Origin of the sequence: Paenibacillus tritici (assembly GCF_018207515.1) — a bacterium.
GTDB classification, from domain to species: domain Bacteria; phylum Bacillota; class Bacilli; order Paenibacillales; family Paenibacillaceae; genus Paenibacillus_AQ; species Paenibacillus_AQ tritici.
Genome location: NZ_CP073365.1, coordinates 5019194 through 5041392, shown reverse-complemented (window position 1 = coordinate 5041392; position 22199 = coordinate 5019194). Strand labels below are relative to the sequence as shown.

Here is a 22199-nt window from a genome sequence, read left to right as displayed (position 1 = left end):
AAGATGCTGGAGCATATGAAGGGTGCTATTTTTGATCTGGACGGTGTAATTGTTGATACTGCGAAGTATCACTATCTGGCCTGGCGTTCGCTTGCCGGAGAGCTTGGATTCCAGTTCACGGAAGAACACAATGAACGGCTCAAGGGGGTCAGCCGGATGAGATCCCTGGATATTCTGCTAGCGATCAGCGGCCGGGAATTCAATGAAGCGGAGAAGCTTGCAATGGCAGATAAGAAGAACCGTCTCTATGTAGAGTACATCTCGTCTCTGGATGAATCGGAGCTGCTGCCCGGCGTCAGAGCTTACCTGAGCGGACTCAGAGCACGGGGTGTGGCTATTGCCCTCGGTTCCGCCAGTAAGAATGCCGGATTTATCCTGGATAAACTGAATATCGCCGGGCTGTTCGACGCTGTTGTTGACGGCAATAAGGTAGCCCGGGCGAAGCCGGACCCTGAGGTGTTCCAGACCGCCTGCCGGGAGCTGGGGCTTCAGCCGGAGGACTGCGTGGTATTCGAGGATGCCGAGGCCGGAGTCGCCGCCGGCAAGGCTGCAGGAATGCAGGTCGTCGGCATCGGTAAGCCTGAAGTGCTGAAGGATGCTGATCTGGTAATCTCCGGATTGCATGAACTGTAAGACCTTGATAGAATGGCCCTTGAGGAGCTATTGTCCTCTATTATCTATTCTATTATAGAAGGAAAGCATGAGGGATGATGATGGAAACGTTGTTGTTATGGCCGGAAGGTGCGCCTGGAGCGCTTGGAGACAGTGAAGAAGACCAGCCTGCGATTACACCTTATCTGGTGGGCGGCAAGCAGAACGCTGCTGTGCTGGTATGTCCGGGAGGAGGGTATGCGATGCGGGCTGATCACGAGGGCGGCCCGGTTGCACAGTGGCTCAATACTCTGGGAATCTCAGCATTCGTGCTGCGCTATCGTGTAGCACCTTACCAATACCCCAGTGCGCTGGAGGACGCGAAGCGGGCGCTGCGCACGATCCGCTTCCGGGCGGACGAATACGGCATTGACCCGGACCGTCTCGGCATTCTGGGCTTCTCTGCCGGCGGACATCTGGCTTCGACAGCCGGGGTATTATATGATCTGGGAAATCCCGATCATCCGGAGCCGCTGGAGAGGCTGTCAAGCCGTCCGGACCGCCTGATCCTGTGCTATCCGGTCATCTCGATGACCGAAGGGATAACGCATCAGGGCTCGAAGGAGAACCTGCTGGGAGCTACCCCGGATGAGCAATTGCCGCTGCGGCTCAGCAGTGAGTTCCAGGTGAACGCAGAGACTCCGCCGACATTCCTCTGGCATACCTCGGATGACGCTTCTGTTCCCGTAGAGAACAGCCTGCTGTTCGCCGCAGGGCTGAGCCGTCACCGTGTTCCGTTCGATCTGCACATTTATGCGCATGGCGTACATGGGATTGGGCTTGGCACCGAAGAGCCTCATACCCGGACCTGGACAGATGCCTGCGCCTCCTGGCTGCAATTGAACGGTTACACCAGAGCATGAGCATCGGCTGCTATGTCCGCGCCCAAAGGAGGTACATATTATGAAGCTTAGATTTCTACGTGTGCATTCAGCGGAAGAAACTGCTGAGGTTGCCCAGTTAGCGGCACAGATATGGCGCGAATATTATATCACCCTTATTACTTCTCAGCAGATCGAGTATATGCTTGGCAAGTACCAGTCGGTTCCAGCGATTACGCAGCAGATCCATGATCAGGGTTACGAATATTACTTAATCCATAATGGGGAAGGCTCCACGGTGGGGTATCTGTCGGCCAGACAAGACGAAGGGAAGCTCTTCCTTAGCAAGTTCTATATAGGCAAGGAGCACAGGGGCCGCAGCTATGCCAGTCAAGCACTGGCCTTCCTGGAGAAGCTGTGCCAGGAGCGGAACCTGACTCATATTTGGCTAACGGTCAATCGTGATAATGAATCCAGTATTGCGGTCTATACAAGAAAAGGCTTTCGGACCCTTAGGGAACAAGTGGCGGATATCGGGAACGGCTTCGTCATGGATGATTACATTATGGAAAAAGAAATCCCGGTCACGTGAGAGAGGAACAGCTTATTCATGAACAAGGATTCTTCCTATAATCAATCGGATGAAATGGATTACGAACAACGCCGAGCTGACCAGACTCATTATGAATGATCCCCATGCAGCAGGCACATCTATTCCTTTACGCTTACTAAGAACGTTTTTGAATATGAAACCGGTCATTCAGCCTCAGAATTTTGAGGGTTGTCCGGTATTGCTCGTTCATCCTCAATTAGACCCCATGACTCCTTACCGCTTCAGTAAACCGTTTTACGATCATCTCAAAAGCAGAAAAGAAGTTGTGATTCTAGAAGGCGCAGGCCATTTTCCGATTGAACCACAGGGGCTGGAGCAGATGATTGTGGCTGTGCTTGCTTTTTTGAGAAGGATAGAGGATGAACTCTAGAAGCAGGAACGCCAGCTATAAGTACTATTCAGTAAAAACCAGTCTAACACGGTATGTTCGTGTGTTGGCTGGTTTTATTTTATGGCTGATGCAATGGTGAAACTCCATACAAACGGACATAAAGAACTTTGAAATAAACCTGTGTAAGCGCTTGTAGGTTTGTTAAAATATAAGAACGTATATGTTTCACACGATAACTTATCCTTCTATTTCTCGCTGAAACGGTACCGTCCTTTAAAAGGACGGCAACGCCGTTTCCACTTGTATTATTGAAACTGGAGGTGAATCCAGATGTTGTCCATGCTTATTAAACCCATCGTTAAGCTGAACGTCAAGCAGCAGCTGATCCTGCTGTTCCTGATCATGATCTCGCCCATCCTGATTCTGAACAGCTACGGCAACTATAAGGCGGAGGAGATTCTCAAACGCCATGTGACCAATGCCTATGTGGAGCTGAACAAGCAGAATTTCGCGATCATTAACAGGGATATTGATACGGTTAACAAAATAACGACCACCGTCATCCAGAATCCGGTCCTGCAGCAGCTCAATATGAGCGGGAATGATACGGTGCTGGAGCGCGTGGAACGTTATGAGACAATAGAGAAGCTGCTGGGCAGCTATTCGCAGGGAGCGGAACGCGGCGACGGAATTTACTATTCGCTGTACGTGTATGATCCGGATAACTACTACTTTTTCGCCCCCAATTTTCCGCAGGTGAAGAAGGCGGGGGTTTATTTTTTCTCCAAGGGGGAAATGCCGTATTGGTTTGAACCAGTGGTGCAGCAGAAGGGCCATGGTTATCTGATGTTCACTGAGAAGTTAAGCCCGCAGGCTGAGAATCTGAGGACACTCACTTATGTCAGGGCAGTCAATAATATCTACCGGGGAGAAGGGACGATCGGCGTGCTGGTCGTGACCAAGATGGAATCGAAGATCGGCGAGTCGCTCAAATCCATCTCTCTGCCCGACGGGGAAATCTATCTGACGGATATGGAGAACCGCGTACTGGCCTCTACAACGAATTCTACGGGTGAGATGATTGCGCTACCGGACGGCTCCAAGGCGGGAGATCCCGAGGGGACCGAGGATATCATCACGGATGATTTCATCTATGTGGTGAACAACAATCATGCCTTTGAGCAAAAGCTGGTGTACAAGGTGCCTGTCAAGTCGCTGCTCCAGCAGCAGAACGAAATGAAACGTGTCATTCAATACATAACGGTGGCGTACGCGCTGTTCGGACTGATTATTATTACCTACTTCTGGCGTTCGCTGATGACTCCTTTGCAGAAGCTGGCTTTTTTTGTGCGCAAGTATGAGCCCGGCAACCGTGTGCCCGAGACTCCCCGGAGGGGAAGCAACGATGAGGTCAGTGTGCTGATTGCGTCTACCTACGACATGGCCCGCAGGCTCAACAGCCTGATTATGTACAAATACCAGATGGAGATCAAGCAGAAGGAGGCGCAGCTCCAGCTCCTCTATCAGCAGATTAATCCGCATTTACTGTACAACACCCTGGAGAGTATTTATTGGAAAAGCTCGCTGGAGGGCAACGTGGAGTCTGCGGAAATGATCAAGGAATTATCCAAGCTGATGAAGATCAGCTTAAGCCGGGGCCGGGAGCTGATCACGCTCGAAGAGGAGCTTGAACATGCCAGTGCCTACATCAAGCTCCAGCAGCACCGGTACGATTATGTGTTTGCTGTAATCTGGAACATCGCTCCTGAGACCACAAGCAATCTGATTCCCAAGATCACTCTTCAGCCCCTAATTGAGAATGCCATTATTCACGGGGTCAAAAATATGGGCGAGGACGGCGAAATCATCATCACCTCCGTTCTGGGGAAGGATGGGATTCTGATTACCATCGAGGATAACGGTTATAAGCAGGTCGATTACAAGGCCATTGATCACGTGCTGAATGATGACAGTCCGAACCCGGTCAGCGGATACGGTATACGCAATATCCATCAGCGTGTGCATCTGCATTTCGGCCCGGATTACGGCATCAGCTATGGGCCGCGCGTCAGCGGGGGAACCGTGGTGACGGTGACACTTCCGAAGTCAGAGACTATAGAGTAGAGGAGAGAACCTTATGTTCAATATATTGGTTGTGGATGATGAGCCGCTGATCTGCAAAGGACTGAGCAGCCTGCTGGCTGCCTCCGGGCTGGATATCGACCATATTTACACTGCCAGCAGCGGCTTTGAGGCACTGGACTGTATCCGGATGGAGGAGATTGATCTGCTCGTCACTGATATACAGATGGGCGCGATGAGCGGGATCGAGCTGATGCAGCATGCCAAAATGGCCAAACCCTGGATGCAGACGATCGTCATCTCTGCGCATGAGACCTTTCAATATGCCCAGATGGCTGTCCGGCTGGGAGCCAAGGATTATCTGATCAAGCCGCTGAACAGTGAACAGTTCCTTGATTCAGTACGCAGTGTCGTCCTCAAGATGGATAAACCGTCACAGGAGCTGGCTACCTATATGGATGGGACTGGAGACAGCTTCCGCCTGGAGGAGCCGCTTCCGGAATATAGCGAGCTGTTGAATACGCTGCTAGCGGAAACTGCGGCGGTGCTGGGAACTGAGGAGAAGCTGCGCAAGCTGGATGAGCTGAGGCTGCAAGGCCCGTTTTTTGCCGTGATCAGAATCAAGCTTCCTTTGCCGGAAGATCGGCGTGAGCAGAAATATACCCCCCGCGACCACAATCTGCTGCGCTACGCGGCCCTGAATATCGCCAAGGAGCTGCTGGATCAGGAGTGGAATTCCACAGCCTTCTACTCCCCGGACGGGGAGATTACAGTGATCATTCAATGGGATGAGCAGAGCTACGAGGAACCGGCAACCGGCCAGGTGAGCCGGCTTGATGTGCTGGGACGCAGCCTGCATTTCAATATTCACCGCTATTTGCAGCTGAATGCCGTCATTGGCATCAGCCAGATTCTGAAGGGGCTTAGCTTCATGGATGTGCTGAACCGTCAAGCCGGGAAGGCCATTCTCTGGAACAACGAGCATGCCGATCATTATGTGTTCTACTACGGGGATTTCAACTGGAATAACTATGCCGCTGATCCATCGCCCGAGGAGCTGCATTCGCACAGCAACCTGATTGTGCAGAAGGCGAAGGAGTATATTGACGCGAATTATGCCCAGAAGGGTCTGACCATCCACGAGGTGGCGAAGAAGAATCATGTCAGCCCCAACTACCTGAGTTATCTGTTCAAGAAGAATACAGGCTACAACCTGTGGGAATATGTCATTAAGCTGCGGATGGAGGACAGCCGGGAGATGATTCTGAGTACCGATTTGCGCCGGTATGAGATTGCGGAGCGGGTAGGATACGAGTCGCCGGAGCATTTCAGCAAGATTTTCAAAAAATACTACGGTATCAGCCCCAGTGAACTGAAGAAGTAAGAACGCTTACGATTACCATAGATATAGACATGTTAACTCTCTCCCTCATTTCCTACAATGAAGACAGGAGGCACTTTCCTATCAAGTGCTGAAAGACGACAGGAATGAGGGAGCTGCAATGAACCAGTCTGCTGCGTTACATGATCACCTGCCAGCGGAGCTAGAGAGTAAGCCGTACAAGCAGAACCGCTGGAAAAAGAATTTTTGGGGCTTTATGTTTCTTATCCCCGCGCTGATTATTTTCATCATGTTTATGTGGGTGCCTATCTTCAAAGGGTTCCTGTACAGCTTCTACACCGTAGATTTTGTCAAAGGAAATACCTTTGTCGGAATGGACAATTATGCGAGGGCGCTGACCGACCCGGATGTGCTGATTGCTGTGAAAAACACCTTGTACTACATGCTGCTCTGCATGGTGATCGGCTTCTGGGTCCCGATTGCTTTTGCCATTGCGATCTCTGAGCTGCGGAAATTCGGCGGATTCGTCCGCGTGGCCGCCTATTTGCCATATGTAATGCCGGCTGTAGTCCTGTACGGGCTGTGGCGGTGGCTGTATGATCCCGTAGGACCGATTAATGCGGTAATTGGCAGCACGGGGGCAGAGCAGATCGCCTTCCTGACGGATACCCGGTGGTCGATGATCTCACTGGTATTCATGGAGACCTGGCAGCAGTTCGGTTCGGGGATGCTGATCTATCTCGCTGCGGTGCTAAGTATTCCCCGGGACTGGTATGAGGCTGCTGAGATTGACGGAGCCGGAGTCTGGGCGCGTATCCGCCACATCACGCTGCCTTCGCTGCGCAATCTGATTCTGCTGATGCTGATTCTGCAGGTGATTGCTACCTCTCAAGGCTACCAGTCGCAGATGGCCCTGCTCGACGGAGGGCCGAACAATGCGACGCTGACCTATGCGCTGCTCATTGTGAAGTATGCTTTTACAAGACTGGATTATGGTACGGCGACTGCGCTGGGGATGCTGATGTTTGTTGTTCTGGGCGGTTTGGGCATTGTACAGTTCAAGCTTAACAAGGAGGACAACTAGGATGAAGAGCGCAGACAGAGGGATTCTCTCCGAACACGATCTGAAGAAGACCAGCAACAGAGTCGTATACGGAATCATGGTGTTTTTCATTTTATTAATGATTTTCAGCATGCTGTATCCCATACTCATGACAATGTTCAACGGACTTAAGTCCAACGTCGAGGTCAATTCCTTCCCGCCGCATTTTTTCCCGCAGGAGTGGCATTTCGCCAACCTTAAGGATGCGCTGGATTACATCGACCTGCCGATGTTCCTGCGGAACACGCTGTATATTTTCGCCGGAAATATGGTAGCTACCCTGGTGGTTCTGGGACTGGCCGCCTTCAGCATCTCGCGGATGAATGTGCCTTACCGGAAGGCCTTCTATTTCTTCTTCCTGATGACGCTGTTCATTCCGGCCACCAGCTATATGATTCCGAACTTTGTCAATCTCAAGGAACTCGGGCTGCTCAATCAGTATGCCGCGTTCTGGCTGCCAGCGGGTGCGAATACCTTCTTCTTCCTGCTGCTGAAGAATTTCTTCGACGGGATTCATCCGGAGATTCTTGAAGCCGCGCGGATTGACGGGGCCTCGGAGCCGAGAAGCTTCTTCACGATTGCCGTTCCGTTGTCCATTCCGATATTTGCAACGCTGGCGATCTTTATCTTCTCCACAGCCTGGAACGATTGGTTCTGGCCGTCCCTTGTGATGCACAGTGAGGACAAATATACACTGGCAACTGCGATCTATAAGTACGTTATCAATGTAAAAGCACTGAATACGAACATCAAATTCGCCATCCTGTTCCTGGTGTCGCTGCCGCCGATTCTCGTCTTCCTGATCTTCCAGAAGTTCATTATGCGCGGGGTATCGTTGTCGGCGGTCAAAGGATGAGCAGGAAGAGGCTATAGTGCGCACCGGATCGTATACCTGCACATGAAAGTAATATGATTACACCTCGTTTGCAAACGGTTTCTCTTTTAAGATGAATTTGTAAGTACATTATGAATGGAAAAGGGGAGTTTCAATGCGTAAATTTTCCAGCGTGTTAGCCTGTCTCCTGGTGACGGGAACGTTATTGTCCGCCTGCGGCGGCAATAATAACGGGAACAAGCCGGCGGCAAATGGAGGAGATGGGGCACCTGCACCTGCGGCGACCACTGCGTCAAAAGAAACCACTGCTCCTACAGAGGCGCCGGTTGATGATATCACCCAGAGAAAAGTAACAATCAAAATCCACTATCCCACACCTGACCTGACCGAGGTAAGAGCGCAGGAGGATGACAAGATCAAGCGGTTCCAGGAAGTCTATCCGAACGTGGAGATTGTCAAGGATGACTGGCAGTATAATGTAAGTGAGATCGGTGTGAAGATGGCTGCGAACGAAGCGCCTACCTTCTTCAATACCTATGCGACCGAAGCAAAATTCCTGGTGGAGAAGGGCTGGGTCGCCGATGTTACGGATCTGTGGAACAACTATGAGTTCAAGGATCAGATCAATCCTGTGCTGCAGAACCAGTTCATTATTGACGGCAAGGTGTACGGTGTAACGCAGAAGGGTTATGTCACGACAACAATGATTAACAAAAAGATGCTCGATGCCAAAGGTGTAGCCGTCCCGGCAATGGATTGGACCTGGGAGGATATGCTGAACACGGCCAAAGGAGCAGCAGATCCCAAAAAGGGAATCTCGGGTATTGCTCCAATGGGGAAAGGCAACGAAGCAGGCTGGAACTGGACCAACTTCCTGTTCGAAGCAGGCGGGGAGATTCAGAAGATTGAAGGCGGCAAGGTAGTGGCAACCTTCAATTCCGAGGCCGGTATCAAAGCGCTGGACTTCTATAAGAAGCTGAGATGGGAAGCCAAAGCGGTTCCCCAGGACTGGGCGCTTGGCTGGGGCGATGCGGTAGGCGCCTTCCAGCAGGGCCGCACAGCGATGGTTATGGCCGGATCAGACGGTGTCATTGAACAGGCGCTCAATCAGGGCGGACTGAAGCCTGAGGATGTTCTGACTTATCCGATGCCGGCGGCTGAGAAGGGCGGCAAGCATACCGGTGTACTCGGCGGGGATTATCTGGTCATTAACCCGAACGCCACCAAGGATGAGCAGGAGATGGCTTTCCGATACATTACCTTCGATTACTTCTCTGACAAAGGCCTGGAGGCGCTTGATGCGATTCTGCAGCAGCGCAAGGCGGACGGCAAATACTTTATTCCGCCGCTGCTCGATTACTATGCTGCGGATTCCGAGTTCGGCAAGAAGACCAAATCGGTATACGACAAGTACTCCGACATTGTCTATCAATATAATACGGACATTATGGCACTGCTGGACGGCAAGCCTGAAGCCCAGTACAATACCCAGGATTACTATGCGACGATGTCCAACGTGATTCAGGAGCTGTTCGCCAAGGAAGGCACGGACTCCAAGGCGCAGCTAGATGCCGCAGCTTCAACGGTGCAGAAGAAATTCTTCGATACCATCAAAGTGGAGTAGTACCCGGCGATAATAATCAAGCAGGAGACGGCAGCGATGCCGTCTCCTGTTTTTTGATCAATCATCCTTACACTTCTCGCTGTAATTTATATTTATAATTTGGGCATAGTGTACCTGGATGAACGCGGGGGCAAAATATCTATTGAATAATTGGATACGGTTACCATTATTTAGAGGTGACAATCGGGAGAAAAGCGAGAATGGATCGAGAATGAACACACTAAAGATGGAACTGGAGGATTGCAGTTCGCAGAACAGACAAATATCAATTAAATATTACATATAATATGGAAGAAATACCGGTATATGATCGAATGAAAGCGCTTTGAAAACAACTCAAAAAAAACTTTAAACTTTGTGAAAGATTTCACTATACAAGGTGAAACGGATGTGCTAAGATAAATGTATAGAAAGAAACAACCTAAAAATTGACAGGAGGACGAGGGAGATGGCAGTTAAAAACGAAGTCGCCGCCCAAGTGAAACAAACCACCGCTGAAGAGTACATTCAGGTTTTGGTGGATAAAGCAAAGAAAGCCCACGAAGCGTTCATGGGCCTGGATCAAGAGCAGACAGACACAATCGTTCATGCAATGGCACTGGCTGGACTCGACAAGCATATGTACCTGGCAAAACTGGCTGTTGAAGAAACAGGACGCGGAGTATACGAAGACAAAATCACGAAGAACATCTTCTCCACTGAATATATCTGGCACGGAATTAAGTACGACAAGACTGTAGGCGTTATTGAGGATAACGCTTATGACAGCTTCCAGAAGATTGCTGAACCAGTCGGAATCATTATGGGTATCACACCGGTAACCAACCCAACATCCACCACGATGTTTAAAGCTTTGATTTCCGCTAAGACACGTAACCCTATTATATTCGGTTTCCACCCGTCAGCGCAAGAGTGCAGTGCGGCAGCAGCCAAAATTCTGCATGATGCAGGCGTAGCAGCCGGCGCACCTGAGAACTTCATCCAATGGATTGAACTTCCTACAATGGATAAAACAAACGCATTGATGAACAATCCGGACGTTGCGCTGATTCTGGCAACCGGCGGATCGGCAATGGTCAAGGCAGCTTACAGCTGCGGCAAACCGGCACTCGGCGTAGGTCCTGGTAACGTACCTGCCTTCATTGAGAAGAGTGCTGACATTGATCAGGCTGTTACTGACCTTATCCTGTCGAAGACTTTCGATAACGGCATGATCTGTGCTTCCGAGCAAGCGGTTATCATTGAAGAAGCTATTTTCGACCAAGTGAAGAAGAAGATGATTGCGAACGGCTGCTACTTTGTTAACAAAGAAGAGGCTGCCAAGCTGACAAGCGGCGCAATGAACGTAGAGAAATGTGCGGTTAACCCGGCAATCGTCGGTCAATCCGCTGTGAAGATCGCTGAAATGTGCGGTATCCAGGTTCCAGCCGGAACCAAGATCCTGGTAGCTGAGCTTGAAGGCGTAGGTACGAAATATCCGCTGTCCGCTGAGAAGCTGAGTCCTGTTCTGGCTTGCTACAAAGTGAAGAACGCTGACCAGGGTATCGAACGCGCAGCTGAAATCGTTGAATTCGGCGGCATGGGCCACAGCTCGGCGATTCACTCGAACAACGAAGAAGTTATCATGAAGTTCTCGAACCGTCTGCAAACCGGACGTATTCTCGTCAACTCGCCTTCAACACACGGCGCAATCGGCGATATTTACAACACCAATATCCCTTCATTGACACTGGGCTGCGGATCTTACGGACGCAACTCTGTATCGCAGAACGTGACTGCAATCAATCTGATCAACGTGAAAAGGGTGAACCGTCGTACCGTGAATATGCAATGGTTTAAAGTACCTGACAAGATTTACTTCGAAAAGGGAGCCACTCAGTATCTGGCTAAAATGCCTGACATCACTCGTGTAGCAATCATCACTGACCCTATGATGGTGAAGCTGGGCTATGTTGAAAGAGTGGAGCACTACCTGCGTCAACGTCAGACTCCTGTAGCGATCGAAGTATTCTCTGAAGTTGAACCAGACCCGTCGACCACTACTGTAGAAAAAGGCGCGGCTATGATGAACAGATTCCAGCCGGACTGCATCATTGCACTCGGCGGCGGTTCCCCAATGGATGCTGCCAAGGGAATGTGGCTGTTCTACGAACATCCGGATGCAGACTTCAACGGTCTGAAGCAGAAGTTCATGGATATCCGCAAACGGGTATACAAATTCCCTAAGCTCGGCAACAAAGCGAAATTCGTTGCGATTCCAACAACTTCGGGTACCGGTTCTGAAGTTACATCGTTCGCAGTTATCACAGACAAGACAACAGGCAATAATACGAAGTATCCTCTGGCCGATTATGAGCTGACTCCAGATGTAGCAATTATTGATCCGGAGTTTGTATACAGCTTGCCTAAGACCGCTGTTGCCGATACAGGTATGGACGTATTGACACATGCGATCGAAGCTTATGTATCTGTAATGGCCAGTGACTACACCGATGGTCTGGCAATCAAAGCGATTCAGCTGGTATTCCAGTGGCTGGAGAAATCCGCACTGCAAGGCGATAAGCTGGCCCGTGAGAAAATGCACAACGCTTCAACACTTGCCGGTATGGCATTTGCCAATGCATTCCTGGGGATTAACCACAGCTTGGCCCACAAATGGGGCGGACAGTATCACACAGCACACGGCCGCACTAATGCGATCCTGTTGCCGCATGTTATCCGCTTCAATGCCAAGAAGCCTACGAAGTTCGCTTCGTTCCCTAAATATTCGCACTTTGTAGCTGACGAACGGTATGCCGAAATCGCCCGTATTCTCGGATTGCCGGCTCGTACAACCGAAGAAGGCGTAACCAGCCTGATCAATGCCATCCGCGACATGAACAAAAAACTCGGTATCGAAGAATCCTTCTCGGCTCTTGGTTTCGATCCAAAGGACTTTGAATCCCGTGTAGATTACCTGGCTGACCGTGCATTTGAAGACCAATGTACAACTGCCAACCCTAAAATGCCGCTGGTATCTGAGCTTGCCGATGTATACCGCAACGCATTCTACGGAAAATTCGATAATTAATTAACGGTTGCCTGGCGAAGAATAAGGTTAAAGGTTAATATGGGACTGGATGGAAGTGACAAATATCACCGAAAGAGTGATATTTGTCACAGTCCTTTTTCAGAAAATAAACTAAAATGTTTATATAAACAAAGATCCCAGTTATACAGTCACGATTGTGAATTTTATAACAACCAGTAGCTACGGGATCACGAGACACGGGATTAACCTTCAAGCCCGCGATCTCTACAAATATACTAAATATAAATGGAGGGATTTAGCATGTCGGTGATTGAAAAAGAAGTACAAGAGGTTAAGTCGGGCTGGAGAAGTTTTGCAAAAGGTACATGGGCTAAGAAAGTTGACGTTAACAACTTTATCGCCAAGAACATCAAGCCTTACGAAGGAAACGAAGAATTCCTTGTAGGTCCTACCAGCAATACTACTGAACTGTGGAAGATTATCTCCCAACTGAGCAAGGAAGAAAGAGAAAGAGGCGGCGTATGGGATGTTTCCCTCGATACTGTCTCCACCATTACTTCCCATAACCCGGGATACATTGACAAAGACAAGGAACAGATTGTAGGCGTTCAGACTGATGCGCCATTCAGACGTTCCATTCAACCGTTCGGCGGTATCAAGATGATGATCGACGCTACTAAGGCTTACGGCTTCGAGCTTCCGCAGAATATCGTTGACATGTTCACGAACATCCGCAAAACGCATAACCAAGGCGTATTTGATGCATATACACCAGACATGAGAGCTGTGCGTAAATCCGGTGTAATCACAGGTCTTCCTGATGCTTATGGCCGCGGACGCATCATCGGCGACTATCGCCGTATTGCTCTGTACGGTATTGATTTCCTGATCAAGGACAAGAAGCAACAGCTGACTGAGCTTGAAGTGGATTCCATGACAGAAGACGTCATTCGTCTTCGTGAAGAGCTGTCCGAGCAAATGCGCGCTCTTGGCGAACTGAAGCAAATGGCTGCAGCTCACGGTATGGATATTTCTAAGCCCGCTATGAACTTCAAAGAAGCTACACAATGGGTGTACTTCGGTTATCTGGCAGCAGTGAAAGAGCAGAACGGTGCGGCAATGTCCCTTGGACGCGTATCCTCCTTCCTCGACATCTATGTACAACGTGACTTTGAAGAAGGCACTCTTACTGAAGAACAAGCTCAAGAAATCGTTGACCATTTCGTAATGAAGCTGCGTATCGTGAAGTTCCTGCGTACGCCTGATTATAACGACCTGTTCTCCGGCGACCCTACTTGGGTAACTGAATCCATCGGTGGTATGGCTGAAGACGGTACAACACGTGTAACCAAGAACAGCTTCCGCTTCCTGCATACCCTGTACAATCTGGGACCTGCACCGGAACCTAACCTGACCGTACTGTGGTCCGAGAAGCTGCCGGAAGGCTTCAAGAAATATTGTGCCAAGGTTTCCATCGAAACCAGTGCCATCCAATATGAGAACGATGATGTAATGCGTCCATACTGGGGCGAAGATTATGCGATTGCCTGCTGCGTATCCCCAATGCGTATCGGTAAGCAAATGCAGTTCTTCGGTGCCCGTGCCAACCTGGCAAAAGCTCTGCTGTATGCTATCAACGGTGGTGTGGATGAGAAATCCGGCGCTCAGGTAGGTCCTGAATATCCGGCGATTACTTCCGAATATCTGGATTACAATGAAGTAATGAAACGTTTCAAACCAATGATGGAATGGCTGGCTAAGACTTATGTCAACACGCTGAACATCATTCACTATATGCATGACAAATATTCCTACGAACGTATCGAAATGGCGCTGCATGACCGCGACATTCTGCGTACAATGGCTTGCGGTATCGCCGGACTGTCCGTTGCTGCTGACTCCCTGAGCGCAATTAAATATGCGAAGGTTAAACCGATCCGCAACGAACAAGGCATTGCCATCGACTTCGAAACTGAAGGTGAGTTCCCTTGCTACGGTAACAACGACGATGCTGTTGACAACATCGCAGTTGAGCTGGTTGAAACCTTCATGTCGATGATCCGCAAAAACAAAACTTACCGTGATGCTGTGCCGACTCAATCGGTACTGACAATCACTTCAAATGTTGTATACGGCAAGAAGACTGGTACAACTCCAGACGGACGTAAAAAAGGCGAACCATTCGCTCCTGGTGCTAACCCAATGCACGGACGCGACAAGAAGGGCGCCCTGGCATCCCTGAACTCTGTTGCGAAACTGCCATACTCCGATGCACAGGATGGTATCTCCAACACCTTCTCCATCGTTCCTAAGGCGCTGGGTAAAGACGAAGATTCCCGTAAGTCCAACCTGGTCTTCATGATGGACGGATATTTCCACAATAACGCTCAGCACTTGAACGTTAACGTATTTAACCGTGAGCAACTGCTTGACGCTATGGATCACCCAGAGAACTATCCGCAATTGACCATCCGCGTATCCGGCTATGCTGTTAACTTCATCAAGCTGACCCGTGAACAACAGATGGATGTTATCAACCGTACGTTCCACGATTCCATGTAAGAATGGTTCTTGCTCTACAAGAATTGAGATAATGAAGGAGCTGCCGCCCTTGAAAGAGGGCGGTAAACTCTTGTTAAAAATTCATTAAAATTTTAAGGTTTTTTTGAAAGGATGACATCTCATGCTTAAAGGACATATCCACTCCTTGGAAACGTTTGGAACGGTGGATGGCCCGGGTATCCGCTTCGTGCTTTTTATGCAGGGCTGCCTGCTTAAATGTCAGTATTGCCATAACCCGGATACCTGGGAACTGAATGAAGGCAAGGAAATGACCGTCGAGGAAGTGCTGGCGGAAATCGAGCCCTACCTGAATTATTATAAATCCTCCGGCGGCGGGCTTACGGTATCCGGCGGTGAACCGACACTGCAGGCGCATTTCGTCAAACAGTTATTCACCGAGGTGAAGAAACGCTGGAACCTGCATACCACGCTCGATACCAACGGCTATAATGACGGCTCCAAAATCAGCGATTTGCTGGATGTTACCGATCTGGTACTCTTGGATCTGAAGCATATTGATGATGAAGCTCACATCAAGCTGACCGGTAAATCCAATGATCGTACCTTGAAGCTGGCCCGCTGGCTATCAGATAATAACCGTAAAATGTGGATTCGCCATGTGTACGTTCCCGGCATTCACAATAAGGAAGAGGATCTGCAGAATCTCGGCCGCTTCATTGGCACGCTGAATGGAGTAGAGAAATTCGAAATCCTGCCTTATCATGTGATGGGCATCTACAAATGGAAGGAGCTGAACCGTCCCTACGAGCTTGAAGGGGTGGAATCACCTTCCGACGAGGAAGTGCAGCGTGCGTACCGGCTGATTGAAGAAGGCCGCAACCAGTCTGCTCTGGTATAATCTCATACCTATAATGAACAAGCGGAGCTTCCATTTGAGAAGCTTCGCTTTTTTGATGTCATTAAACCTGACTGGTTTCGCTTACATTAGAGGATTTTATCCCTATTGAAGATGAATCTTAACCTTACGATTACCCAGTTGATTTCCTATAATTAGAATTGTAAGGGAAACCACTAAATAGGGAGGGTCACCCGTAATGAGAAAAAGCTTAACACTGCTATTGTCCCTGATGTTTGTTACCTCAGCACTGCTGACTGGCTGTGGAGACACGAAAAATAATGCGGCCAACAACAAAGGGGAAGCGGCTGCGACCAATGAGGCGGCTGCTACCACCGCAGCAGCTACGGAAGAACCGGTTAGCGCTGAGCCTTTTGAAATGACAGTACGTCATACCCAGGTAGGTGCAGACAAGCAGAAACGGCTGGCGATTCTGGAGGATGTGGTTGGCAAAGTGCAGGCGGATGTGCCTGGACTCACCTTCAAGCTGGATGGTGTAGATTCGGATGTGAACCGTAAGGAGAAGCTGCGCGGTGAAATGGCGGCCGGCAATCCGCCGGAGATCTTCGACCTGTTCGGCAGTCCGGATTCTAAGATCTATGCCAAAGAAGGCAAGCTGCTTGATCTGACCCCGATTCTCGATGAATTAGGCATCAAGGATAAGTTCTCCAATCTGGACCCGTTCACATATGAAGGTAAAATCTATGGCCTGCCCATCGGCGGCTCAGGTGAAGGCTTCTTCTATAATAAAGAGTACTATACCGGTAAGGGCTGGAAGGCTCCTGCCACCTTCGCCGAACTGGAGCAGCAATTGGCTGATATCAAGGCTGACGGTAAAGTGCCGCTTGCCGGTGCTTCCAAGGCAGGCTGGGTACCGCTGATGCTTGCGAACCATCTCTGGTCCCGGTATGCCGGACCGGATGTTACCGCCAAGTTCGCTACCGGTGAAGCGAAGTGGAATGACCCGAATGTGATCAAGGGCTTGGCGAAATACAAGGAATGGGTGGATAAGGGATACTTCAAGAAGGGCGAGCTCGGCTTCGAGTATGCTGAATATACAACCCAGTTCACCAGCGGTGAAGCGATCCTGATGTATGATGGCACCTGGAAGTCTTCCGTATTCAAGGCTGGACAATCCGGAGAAGGTCTGATTGGCAAAGTCGGCTTCTTCAATATTCCGCCGGTTGACGGAGGAGTAGGCGACCAGACTGCCCTAATGCGTGATGTGAACAACGGTTATGGCTTCTCGGCTTCAGCAGGTGAAGATGAGCGCAAGCTTGCGGCGGTCAAATCCTTCATTAAGAATATGTTCAATGAAGAAATGCAGCTGCGCGGTCTGGTGGAAGACGGGGTACTGCCGGCTATGAAGGTTGATCAGGCTGTGCTGAATAAGAATATTACGGATGATCTGATGAGTGAGATTGTAGCGGTGCTTAACAGCTCCCAGTCTTCCTTCCCGGCCTTTGACTCCCTGGTGCAGGCAGATGTGACCACTGAGATCAGCAATATCCAGATTCAGAGCCTGATTGGCGGGCAGACGACTCCTGAGAAGATGGGCGATGCCCTGCAGAAGATACAGGAAGAGGCCAACGCAGCAGTTGAATAACAGGCGGTAAATGGAATGTACCCTGGTGCTTGCTCCAGGGTGCATTTTTAAAGAGATATAGGTTTCGGGGTCCCCGCAAAGTATCTGAGTAAGCCTCGAAGCTATAGCCCCACTGTGTGGGGTAGAGTGATGTCTAAGCAATTTGGAGGTAGTTATGAATAAGGCACTGAGAAACCCTCTGGTGTTCATCCTGTTTGTGATCCCGGCACTGGTTCTGTTCATTATGTTCTTCATCTATCCCATCTTCAGCTCCATCTACTATAGCTTCACCAGCTGGAATGGGGTATCCGATACGGTCAAATACGCCGGACTGGATAATTTCAAAAAAGCCCTGGGAGATGAACGCTTCTGGGTTTCTGTTAAAAATAACGGCTGGTTCATTCTGTTCTCCGTAGGGGTACAGGTGCCGCTGATTGTCTTCTTCTCCTTATTGATCGCTAATGTGAAGAAGCTGAAAGGGCTGTATAAAACGGCTGTATTCATGCCATCCATTATGTCTACAGCGGTTATCGGGATTCTCTGGGGCTTCATCTATGAGCCGAATATTGGCTTGTTCAACAAAGTGCTTGGCCTTGTCGGCATTGAGCCTGTCTACTGGTTGTCGGATGAACGCTTCGCCATGCTGTCAATTCTGATTACGAACGCCTGGCAGTGGACCGGATTCTACATTGTGATGGTGCTGGCGGCCATTCTCTCCATTCCCGGTGAACTGGACGAGGCTGCTGCGATAGACGGCGCTACGGGGTTCCAGCGGGCCACACGCATCACTCTGCCGCTGATTGTTCCGATTATCTCGGTAGTGATTATGCTGTCGATTGCCGGAGCGATGAAGGCAGCTGATATCGTCATTGTCATGACCAAAGGCGGTCCGGCAGGTTCAACAGAGGTGATGGCCACCTACATGATCAAATATGCGATTACCAACTTCAAATACGGGTATGGCAATACCATCGCCGTTCTGATCTTCATGTTCACGCTCGTGGTAACCGCTCTCTACCAGCTGGTGTTTGCCCGCCGTACGGAAAGGATTGAATACTGATGCCGCGCGCTCTGAAGAAAAGTCTGCCGCACATCGCCTTGCTCGGGTATCTGCTTATTGTGCTGTTCCCGTTCCTCTTCGTCCTGTTCTCCTCGGTGAAGAAGGATAACAATGCGATTGCCCTGAATCCTTTTGGCATCCCGAAGAGCTTTGAATTCTCCAACTATGTGGAAGCCTGGGTGAACGCCAAGATCAGCACTTATTTTTTCAACAGCTTATATATTTCGATTCTGGCTTCTGTGGTCTCTATTCTGCTGGCTTCGATGTTTGCCTTTGCGGTCACCCGGATGCGCCAGGGTAAGTGGAACCAGATTCTGTTCGCGCTGGTCCTGATCGGGATGCTGATTCCGAATAACGCGCTGATGCTGCCCATCTACACGATTGTCCGCAAGCTGCATATCCTGAATACGCACTGGGCGCTGATCATTCCCTACATTGCCAATGCAATTCCGTTCACGATTATTATTCTGGCGGCATTCATGCGTTCACTGCCCAGTGAAATTGAAGAAGCGGCGGTCATGGATGGCTTGAAGGCCCCGGGTATCTTTGCTAAAATTATTGTACCTTTGACAGTTCCTGCTATGGTTACGGTATTCATTGTTAATTTCCTGGGAAATTGGAACGAGTTCCTGCTGGCCAACTATTTCCTCTCCAATGACGAGCTGCGCACGCTCCCTGTGGGCATGGTCCAATTCCGCGACCAGTATCAGATGAATTACGCTCAGATGTCGGCGGGGATTGTGTTCAGTGTGGTTCCGGTGATTGTGATCTATGCCATTTTGCAGGAGAAGATTATTGAAGGCGTTACCGCAGGCAGTGTAAAAGGATAACATCATTCTTGTCAGGAGTCCGGGCCGATGAATCTGCGCTACAAATTATTTACGGCATTCTTAGGCCTGATTATCATTCCGTTATTCATTCTTGGCATGATTATGTTCTTTGTCACTTATAATTCGATAGAGAAGAAGTACAGCCAGCAGTCCGAATATTCGCTAAAAGCGATCAGTTACAGTATTTCCAGTGTGTTCAAGGATATGGACAATGTGACAGACAACGGAATTGCGACCTCGGTGTTTCATATGGCGCTGAGCGCGGATGATCCCTCCACACAGGATTTGACCGATGCCGAGCAGCTTAGTCTGAACGCCAGCCAGCGCAACTTCCGCAGTCTGCTCTATAATCATCCGTCGATCAGCTATGCCTTCCTGTATAACTTCAATGGCAAAGGCAGCTCGGAGATCGTATCGGTCTTCAATAAAGAGAACTTCCGCACACTTCCCTACGATAAATTCAAAGGCAGCGAGCTTTACCAGGAGGTTATGAAGCTTAACGGGGTCCCGAAATGGCTGGCACCGCATGAGTATCCCGAACTGACGGGGACGGAGGCTGTGTTCACGCAAATCCGGCTGATTAAGGAGCTTAGCTTCTTTCAGAACATCGGCATTCTGGTCGTCCAGATCAAGAACTGGGAGTTCGAGTCGATATTCCGCAATCTTAAGATCGGGGGTACCGACCAGAAGGTGTCTTTCATGCTGGTTAACGATGATGGGATGATTCTCCTTGACCCGGACCGGAAGCTGGACGGACAGGATTTCCGTGATTTCACCACGAAGGATATAACGTTCAAGCCTGGTTTTCAGAGCTTCAAGACACAGTTCGACGGCTCCAAGAGCATTCTGTCGGTATACCATCTGAAGGACTATCCCTGGAGCCTGGTCTCCGTCACTTCCTGGGGCTCCCTGTCTCGTGAGGTAACAGTATTTGCCCGCTGGTTCGTCATCGTGATGTTTCTGTGCCTGCTCGGAGCCGTCATCTTCAATCTGTTCTTCATGAACCGGATTACAGGAGGAATTGCTGTGATCGTGCGCTTCATGCGCCGGGTGGAGGACGGGGACCTTATGACCCGTGTCGAGGAGAAGGGCAATGATGAAATGACGCTGCTGGCCAGAGGCTTCAATGATCTCATGGACAAAATCAACACGCTGTTCAGCAGGGTTCATGTCGAGCAGCAGCGTAAGAACCAGGCGGAAATGCGCGTGCTGCAGGCGCAGATCAAGCCGCACTTTCTGTTCAATACCCTGGAGTCGATCAATGTGCTGGCTGTGCAGAATGAAGGCCGTAAGGTCAGTGAGATGGTATACCGGCTGGCTAGCATCCTGCGGATCAGCATTCAGGACAGGGATGAAATTACGCTGGAGGAAGAGATTAAGCATCTGCGTAATTATCTGGACATCCAGAAATTCCGGTTCGAGGATCTGTTCGATTATGAGCTGGAGGTTCCCGGAGAGCTGCTGGGCTGCGGGATTCTGAAGCTTACGCTCCAGCCGCTGGTGGAGAACAGCATTCAGCACGGTTTTGAGGGGATCGGGTACAAGGGTTTGTTGAGCGTTAAGGTCTGGGAGACCCAAGGTAATCTGATTCTGCGGATACAGGATAACGGGATCGGGATGACTCCGTCCCAGCTGTCCATGTTTCAGTATATGGTGAACGATACTGCAGAGCAGAAGCCGGAGGGTAAGCCGGGTCAGGGTATACATCTCGAACGGCGGGGGCTGGGAGTCCGCAGTGTCGCAGACCGCATACGTATAGAATATGGCGACCGGTACGGGATTTTCATATGTGCCAGTCCAGGTGAAGGAACGATCATCCAGTGCGTCATCCCAAAATACGGGCAGGGGGAAGATCATTATGCTAAAAGTATTATTGGTTGACGATGAGGCGCCTATCCTGAATAATCTGAACAGAGTTCTGCCCTGGCAGGACATGGGGATGGAGGTTGCGGGGATGGCCCGCAGCGGAATGGAAGCTCTGCGCATGGCTGAGGAGCAGCCGCCGGATCTGGTGCTCTGCGATATCCGTATGCCGGTGATGGATGGCCTGGTGTTCATCGGGAAGCTGCGGGAGATGGGGCTGGAGAGCGAAGTGCTGCTGCTCAGCGGATATCAGGAATTCGATTATGCACGTGAAGCAATCCGTCTGGGCGTGAAGGAGTACATCTGTAAGCCGATCCACTACGGGGAGCTGGGTGACAAGGTGCGGGAGATCGGCGCCCTTATCCGCAGCAAGCAGTACAAGGATAAATTGTATAACAGCATTCCGTTGTTCCAGGAAGTTCCTGCGGCTGAGGATACCGTCAAAAAAACACCGGAGCAGCTCATGAATCAAGCCGTACAATACATTACGGAGCGCCTGAATGCTGACCTGGGCATCGACGAGGTAGCGAACAGGATCGGCATCAGCAGCAGTTATTTCTGCCTGTTGTTCAAAAACCATTTTGCGATGACCTTCGTGGAGTATATCACGCAGCAGCGGATTGAAGCGGCCAAATTCATGCTATCAAGCAGCGATAAAAGCATCACCGTTATCAGCTCCGGGGTCGGCTATCAGGAACGTCGTTATTTCACCAAGGTATTCCAGAAGCAGACGGGAATGACGCCCAAAGAATACCGCAGCAAGTACAGGACGGCTGAAGTCCGTTAGTTCATAGTAAGGATGTAAGGAATAGCGGTTGTCCCGGGAGAGGGCAATCGTTTTTTTGTGTCAACATATTGGATGTTATCTAGTAATTAATGGATAATCTTTGATTTTCTTTTACATGGAATGAAACTTTTCGCTGTTCCTTGCGTCTAATACTATGTTTTGTAAAATGAACGTGGCAAAATATACTGCCGTCCTGCGAAGGGCGGTTGCGTTTTTGCGGGGAT

Annotated in this window: 17 protein-coding genes; all 17 read left to right on the top strand. The window is 50.0% G+C overall.

Going from position 1 to position 22199, the window contains the following annotated elements; translation table 11 throughout:
* The first annotated feature begins 3 nt into the window (after positions 1 to 3).
* The 17 genes from pgmB (at position 4) to KDC22_RS21855 (ending at position 21975) form a co-directional block, all read left to right on the top strand.
* Complete coding sequence (pgmB, locus tag KDC22_RS21935; protein WP_211720306.1) at positions 4 to 633, top strand: beta-phosphoglucomutase; 630 nt, start codon at positions 4 to 6, stop codon at positions 631 to 633.
* 80 nt (positions 634 to 713) lie between these two features.
* Entirely contained in the window at positions 714 to 1514 is an 801-nt protein-coding gene (locus KDC22_RS21930; protein ID WP_173130166.1) for an alpha/beta hydrolase, read from the top strand.
* A gap of 40 nt (positions 1515 to 1554) precedes the next feature.
* Positions 1555 to 2064 carry a GNAT family N-acetyltransferase gene (locus KDC22_RS21925; protein WP_211720305.1) on the top strand — a complete coding sequence of 170 codons (510 nt, stop codon included), beginning with the start codon at positions 1555 to 1557 and terminating at the stop codon, positions 2062 to 2064.
* Between the two features lie 49 nt (positions 2065 to 2113).
* On the top strand, positions 2114 to 2455 hold the full coding sequence (locus tag KDC22_RS21920; protein WP_211720304.1) for an alpha/beta hydrolase: 342 nt from the start codon (positions 2114 to 2116) through the stop codon (positions 2453 to 2455).
* Between the two features lie 291 nt (positions 2456 to 2746).
* Positions 2747 to 4540 (top strand): cache domain-containing sensor histidine kinase, encoded by a 1794-nt coding sequence (locus KDC22_RS21915; protein WP_211720303.1) that lies wholly within the window; start codon positions 2747 to 2749, stop codon positions 4538 to 4540.
* A 13-nt stretch (positions 4541 to 4553) separates the two neighbouring features.
* A complete protein-coding gene (locus KDC22_RS21910; RefSeq protein WP_211720302.1) occupies positions 4554 to 5882 on the top strand; it encodes a response regulator in 1329 nt (442 codons plus the stop codon).
* 214 nt (positions 5883 to 6096) lie between these two features.
* Positions 6097 to 6924 carry a carbohydrate ABC transporter permease gene (locus KDC22_RS21905; protein WP_173130163.1) on the top strand — a complete coding sequence of 276 codons (828 nt, stop codon included), beginning with the start codon at positions 6097 to 6099 and terminating at the stop codon, positions 6922 to 6924.
* A gap of 1 nt (position 6925) precedes the next feature.
* Positions 6926 to 7798, top strand: coding sequence for a carbohydrate ABC transporter permease (locus tag KDC22_RS21900; RefSeq protein WP_211720301.1), 873 nt, complete (start codon positions 6926 to 6928; stop codon positions 7796 to 7798).
* A 133-nt stretch (positions 7799 to 7931) separates the two neighbouring features.
* A complete protein-coding gene (locus tag KDC22_RS21895) occupies positions 7932 to 9401 on the top strand; it encodes an ABC transporter substrate-binding protein (RefSeq protein ID WP_211720300.1) in 1470 nt (489 codons plus the stop codon).
* A gap of 448 nt (positions 9402 to 9849) precedes the next feature.
* Positions 9850 to 12471, top strand: coding sequence for a bifunctional acetaldehyde-CoA/alcohol dehydrogenase (gene adhE, locus KDC22_RS21890; protein ID WP_211720299.1), 2622 nt, complete (start codon positions 9850 to 9852; stop codon positions 12469 to 12471).
* Between the two features lie 261 nt (positions 12472 to 12732).
* Positions 12733 to 14994, top strand: coding sequence for a formate C-acetyltransferase (gene pflB, locus KDC22_RS21885; RefSeq protein ID WP_173129653.1), 2262 nt, complete (start codon positions 12733 to 12735; stop codon positions 14992 to 14994).
* Positions 14995 to 15115: 121 nt separating this feature from the next.
* Positions 15116 to 15853 (top strand): pyruvate formate-lyase-activating protein, encoded by a 738-nt coding sequence (gene pflA, locus KDC22_RS21880; RefSeq protein WP_211720298.1) that lies wholly within the window; start codon positions 15116 to 15118, stop codon positions 15851 to 15853.
* A gap of 196 nt (positions 15854 to 16049) precedes the next feature.
* Complete coding sequence (locus KDC22_RS21875; protein WP_173129647.1) at positions 16050 to 17456, top strand: extracellular solute-binding protein; 1407 nt, start codon at positions 16050 to 16052, stop codon at positions 17454 to 17456.
* Between the two features lie 154 nt (positions 17457 to 17610).
* The gene (locus KDC22_RS21870) at positions 17611 to 18495 is read left to right on the top strand and encodes a carbohydrate ABC transporter permease (protein ID WP_211720297.1); all 885 of its coding nucleotides are present in this window, start codon (positions 17611 to 17613) and stop codon (positions 18493 to 18495) included.
* A complete protein-coding gene (locus KDC22_RS21865) occupies positions 18495 to 19325 on the top strand; it encodes a carbohydrate ABC transporter permease (RefSeq protein ID WP_211720296.1) in 831 nt (276 codons plus the stop codon). The genes KDC22_RS21870 and KDC22_RS21865 overlap by 1 nt, the downstream gene beginning before the upstream one ends.
* A gap of 27 nt (positions 19326 to 19352) precedes the next feature.
* Positions 19353 to 21206, top strand: coding sequence for a cache domain-containing sensor histidine kinase (locus tag KDC22_RS21860; protein WP_211720295.1), 1854 nt, complete (start codon positions 19353 to 19355; stop codon positions 21204 to 21206).
* Positions 21184 to 21975 (top strand): response regulator transcription factor, encoded by a 792-nt coding sequence (locus KDC22_RS21855; protein ID WP_173129635.1) that lies wholly within the window; start codon positions 21184 to 21186, stop codon positions 21973 to 21975. Before KDC22_RS21860 ends, KDC22_RS21855 begins: the two co-directional genes overlap by 23 nt.
* Positions 21976 to 22199: the final 224 nt, after the last annotated feature.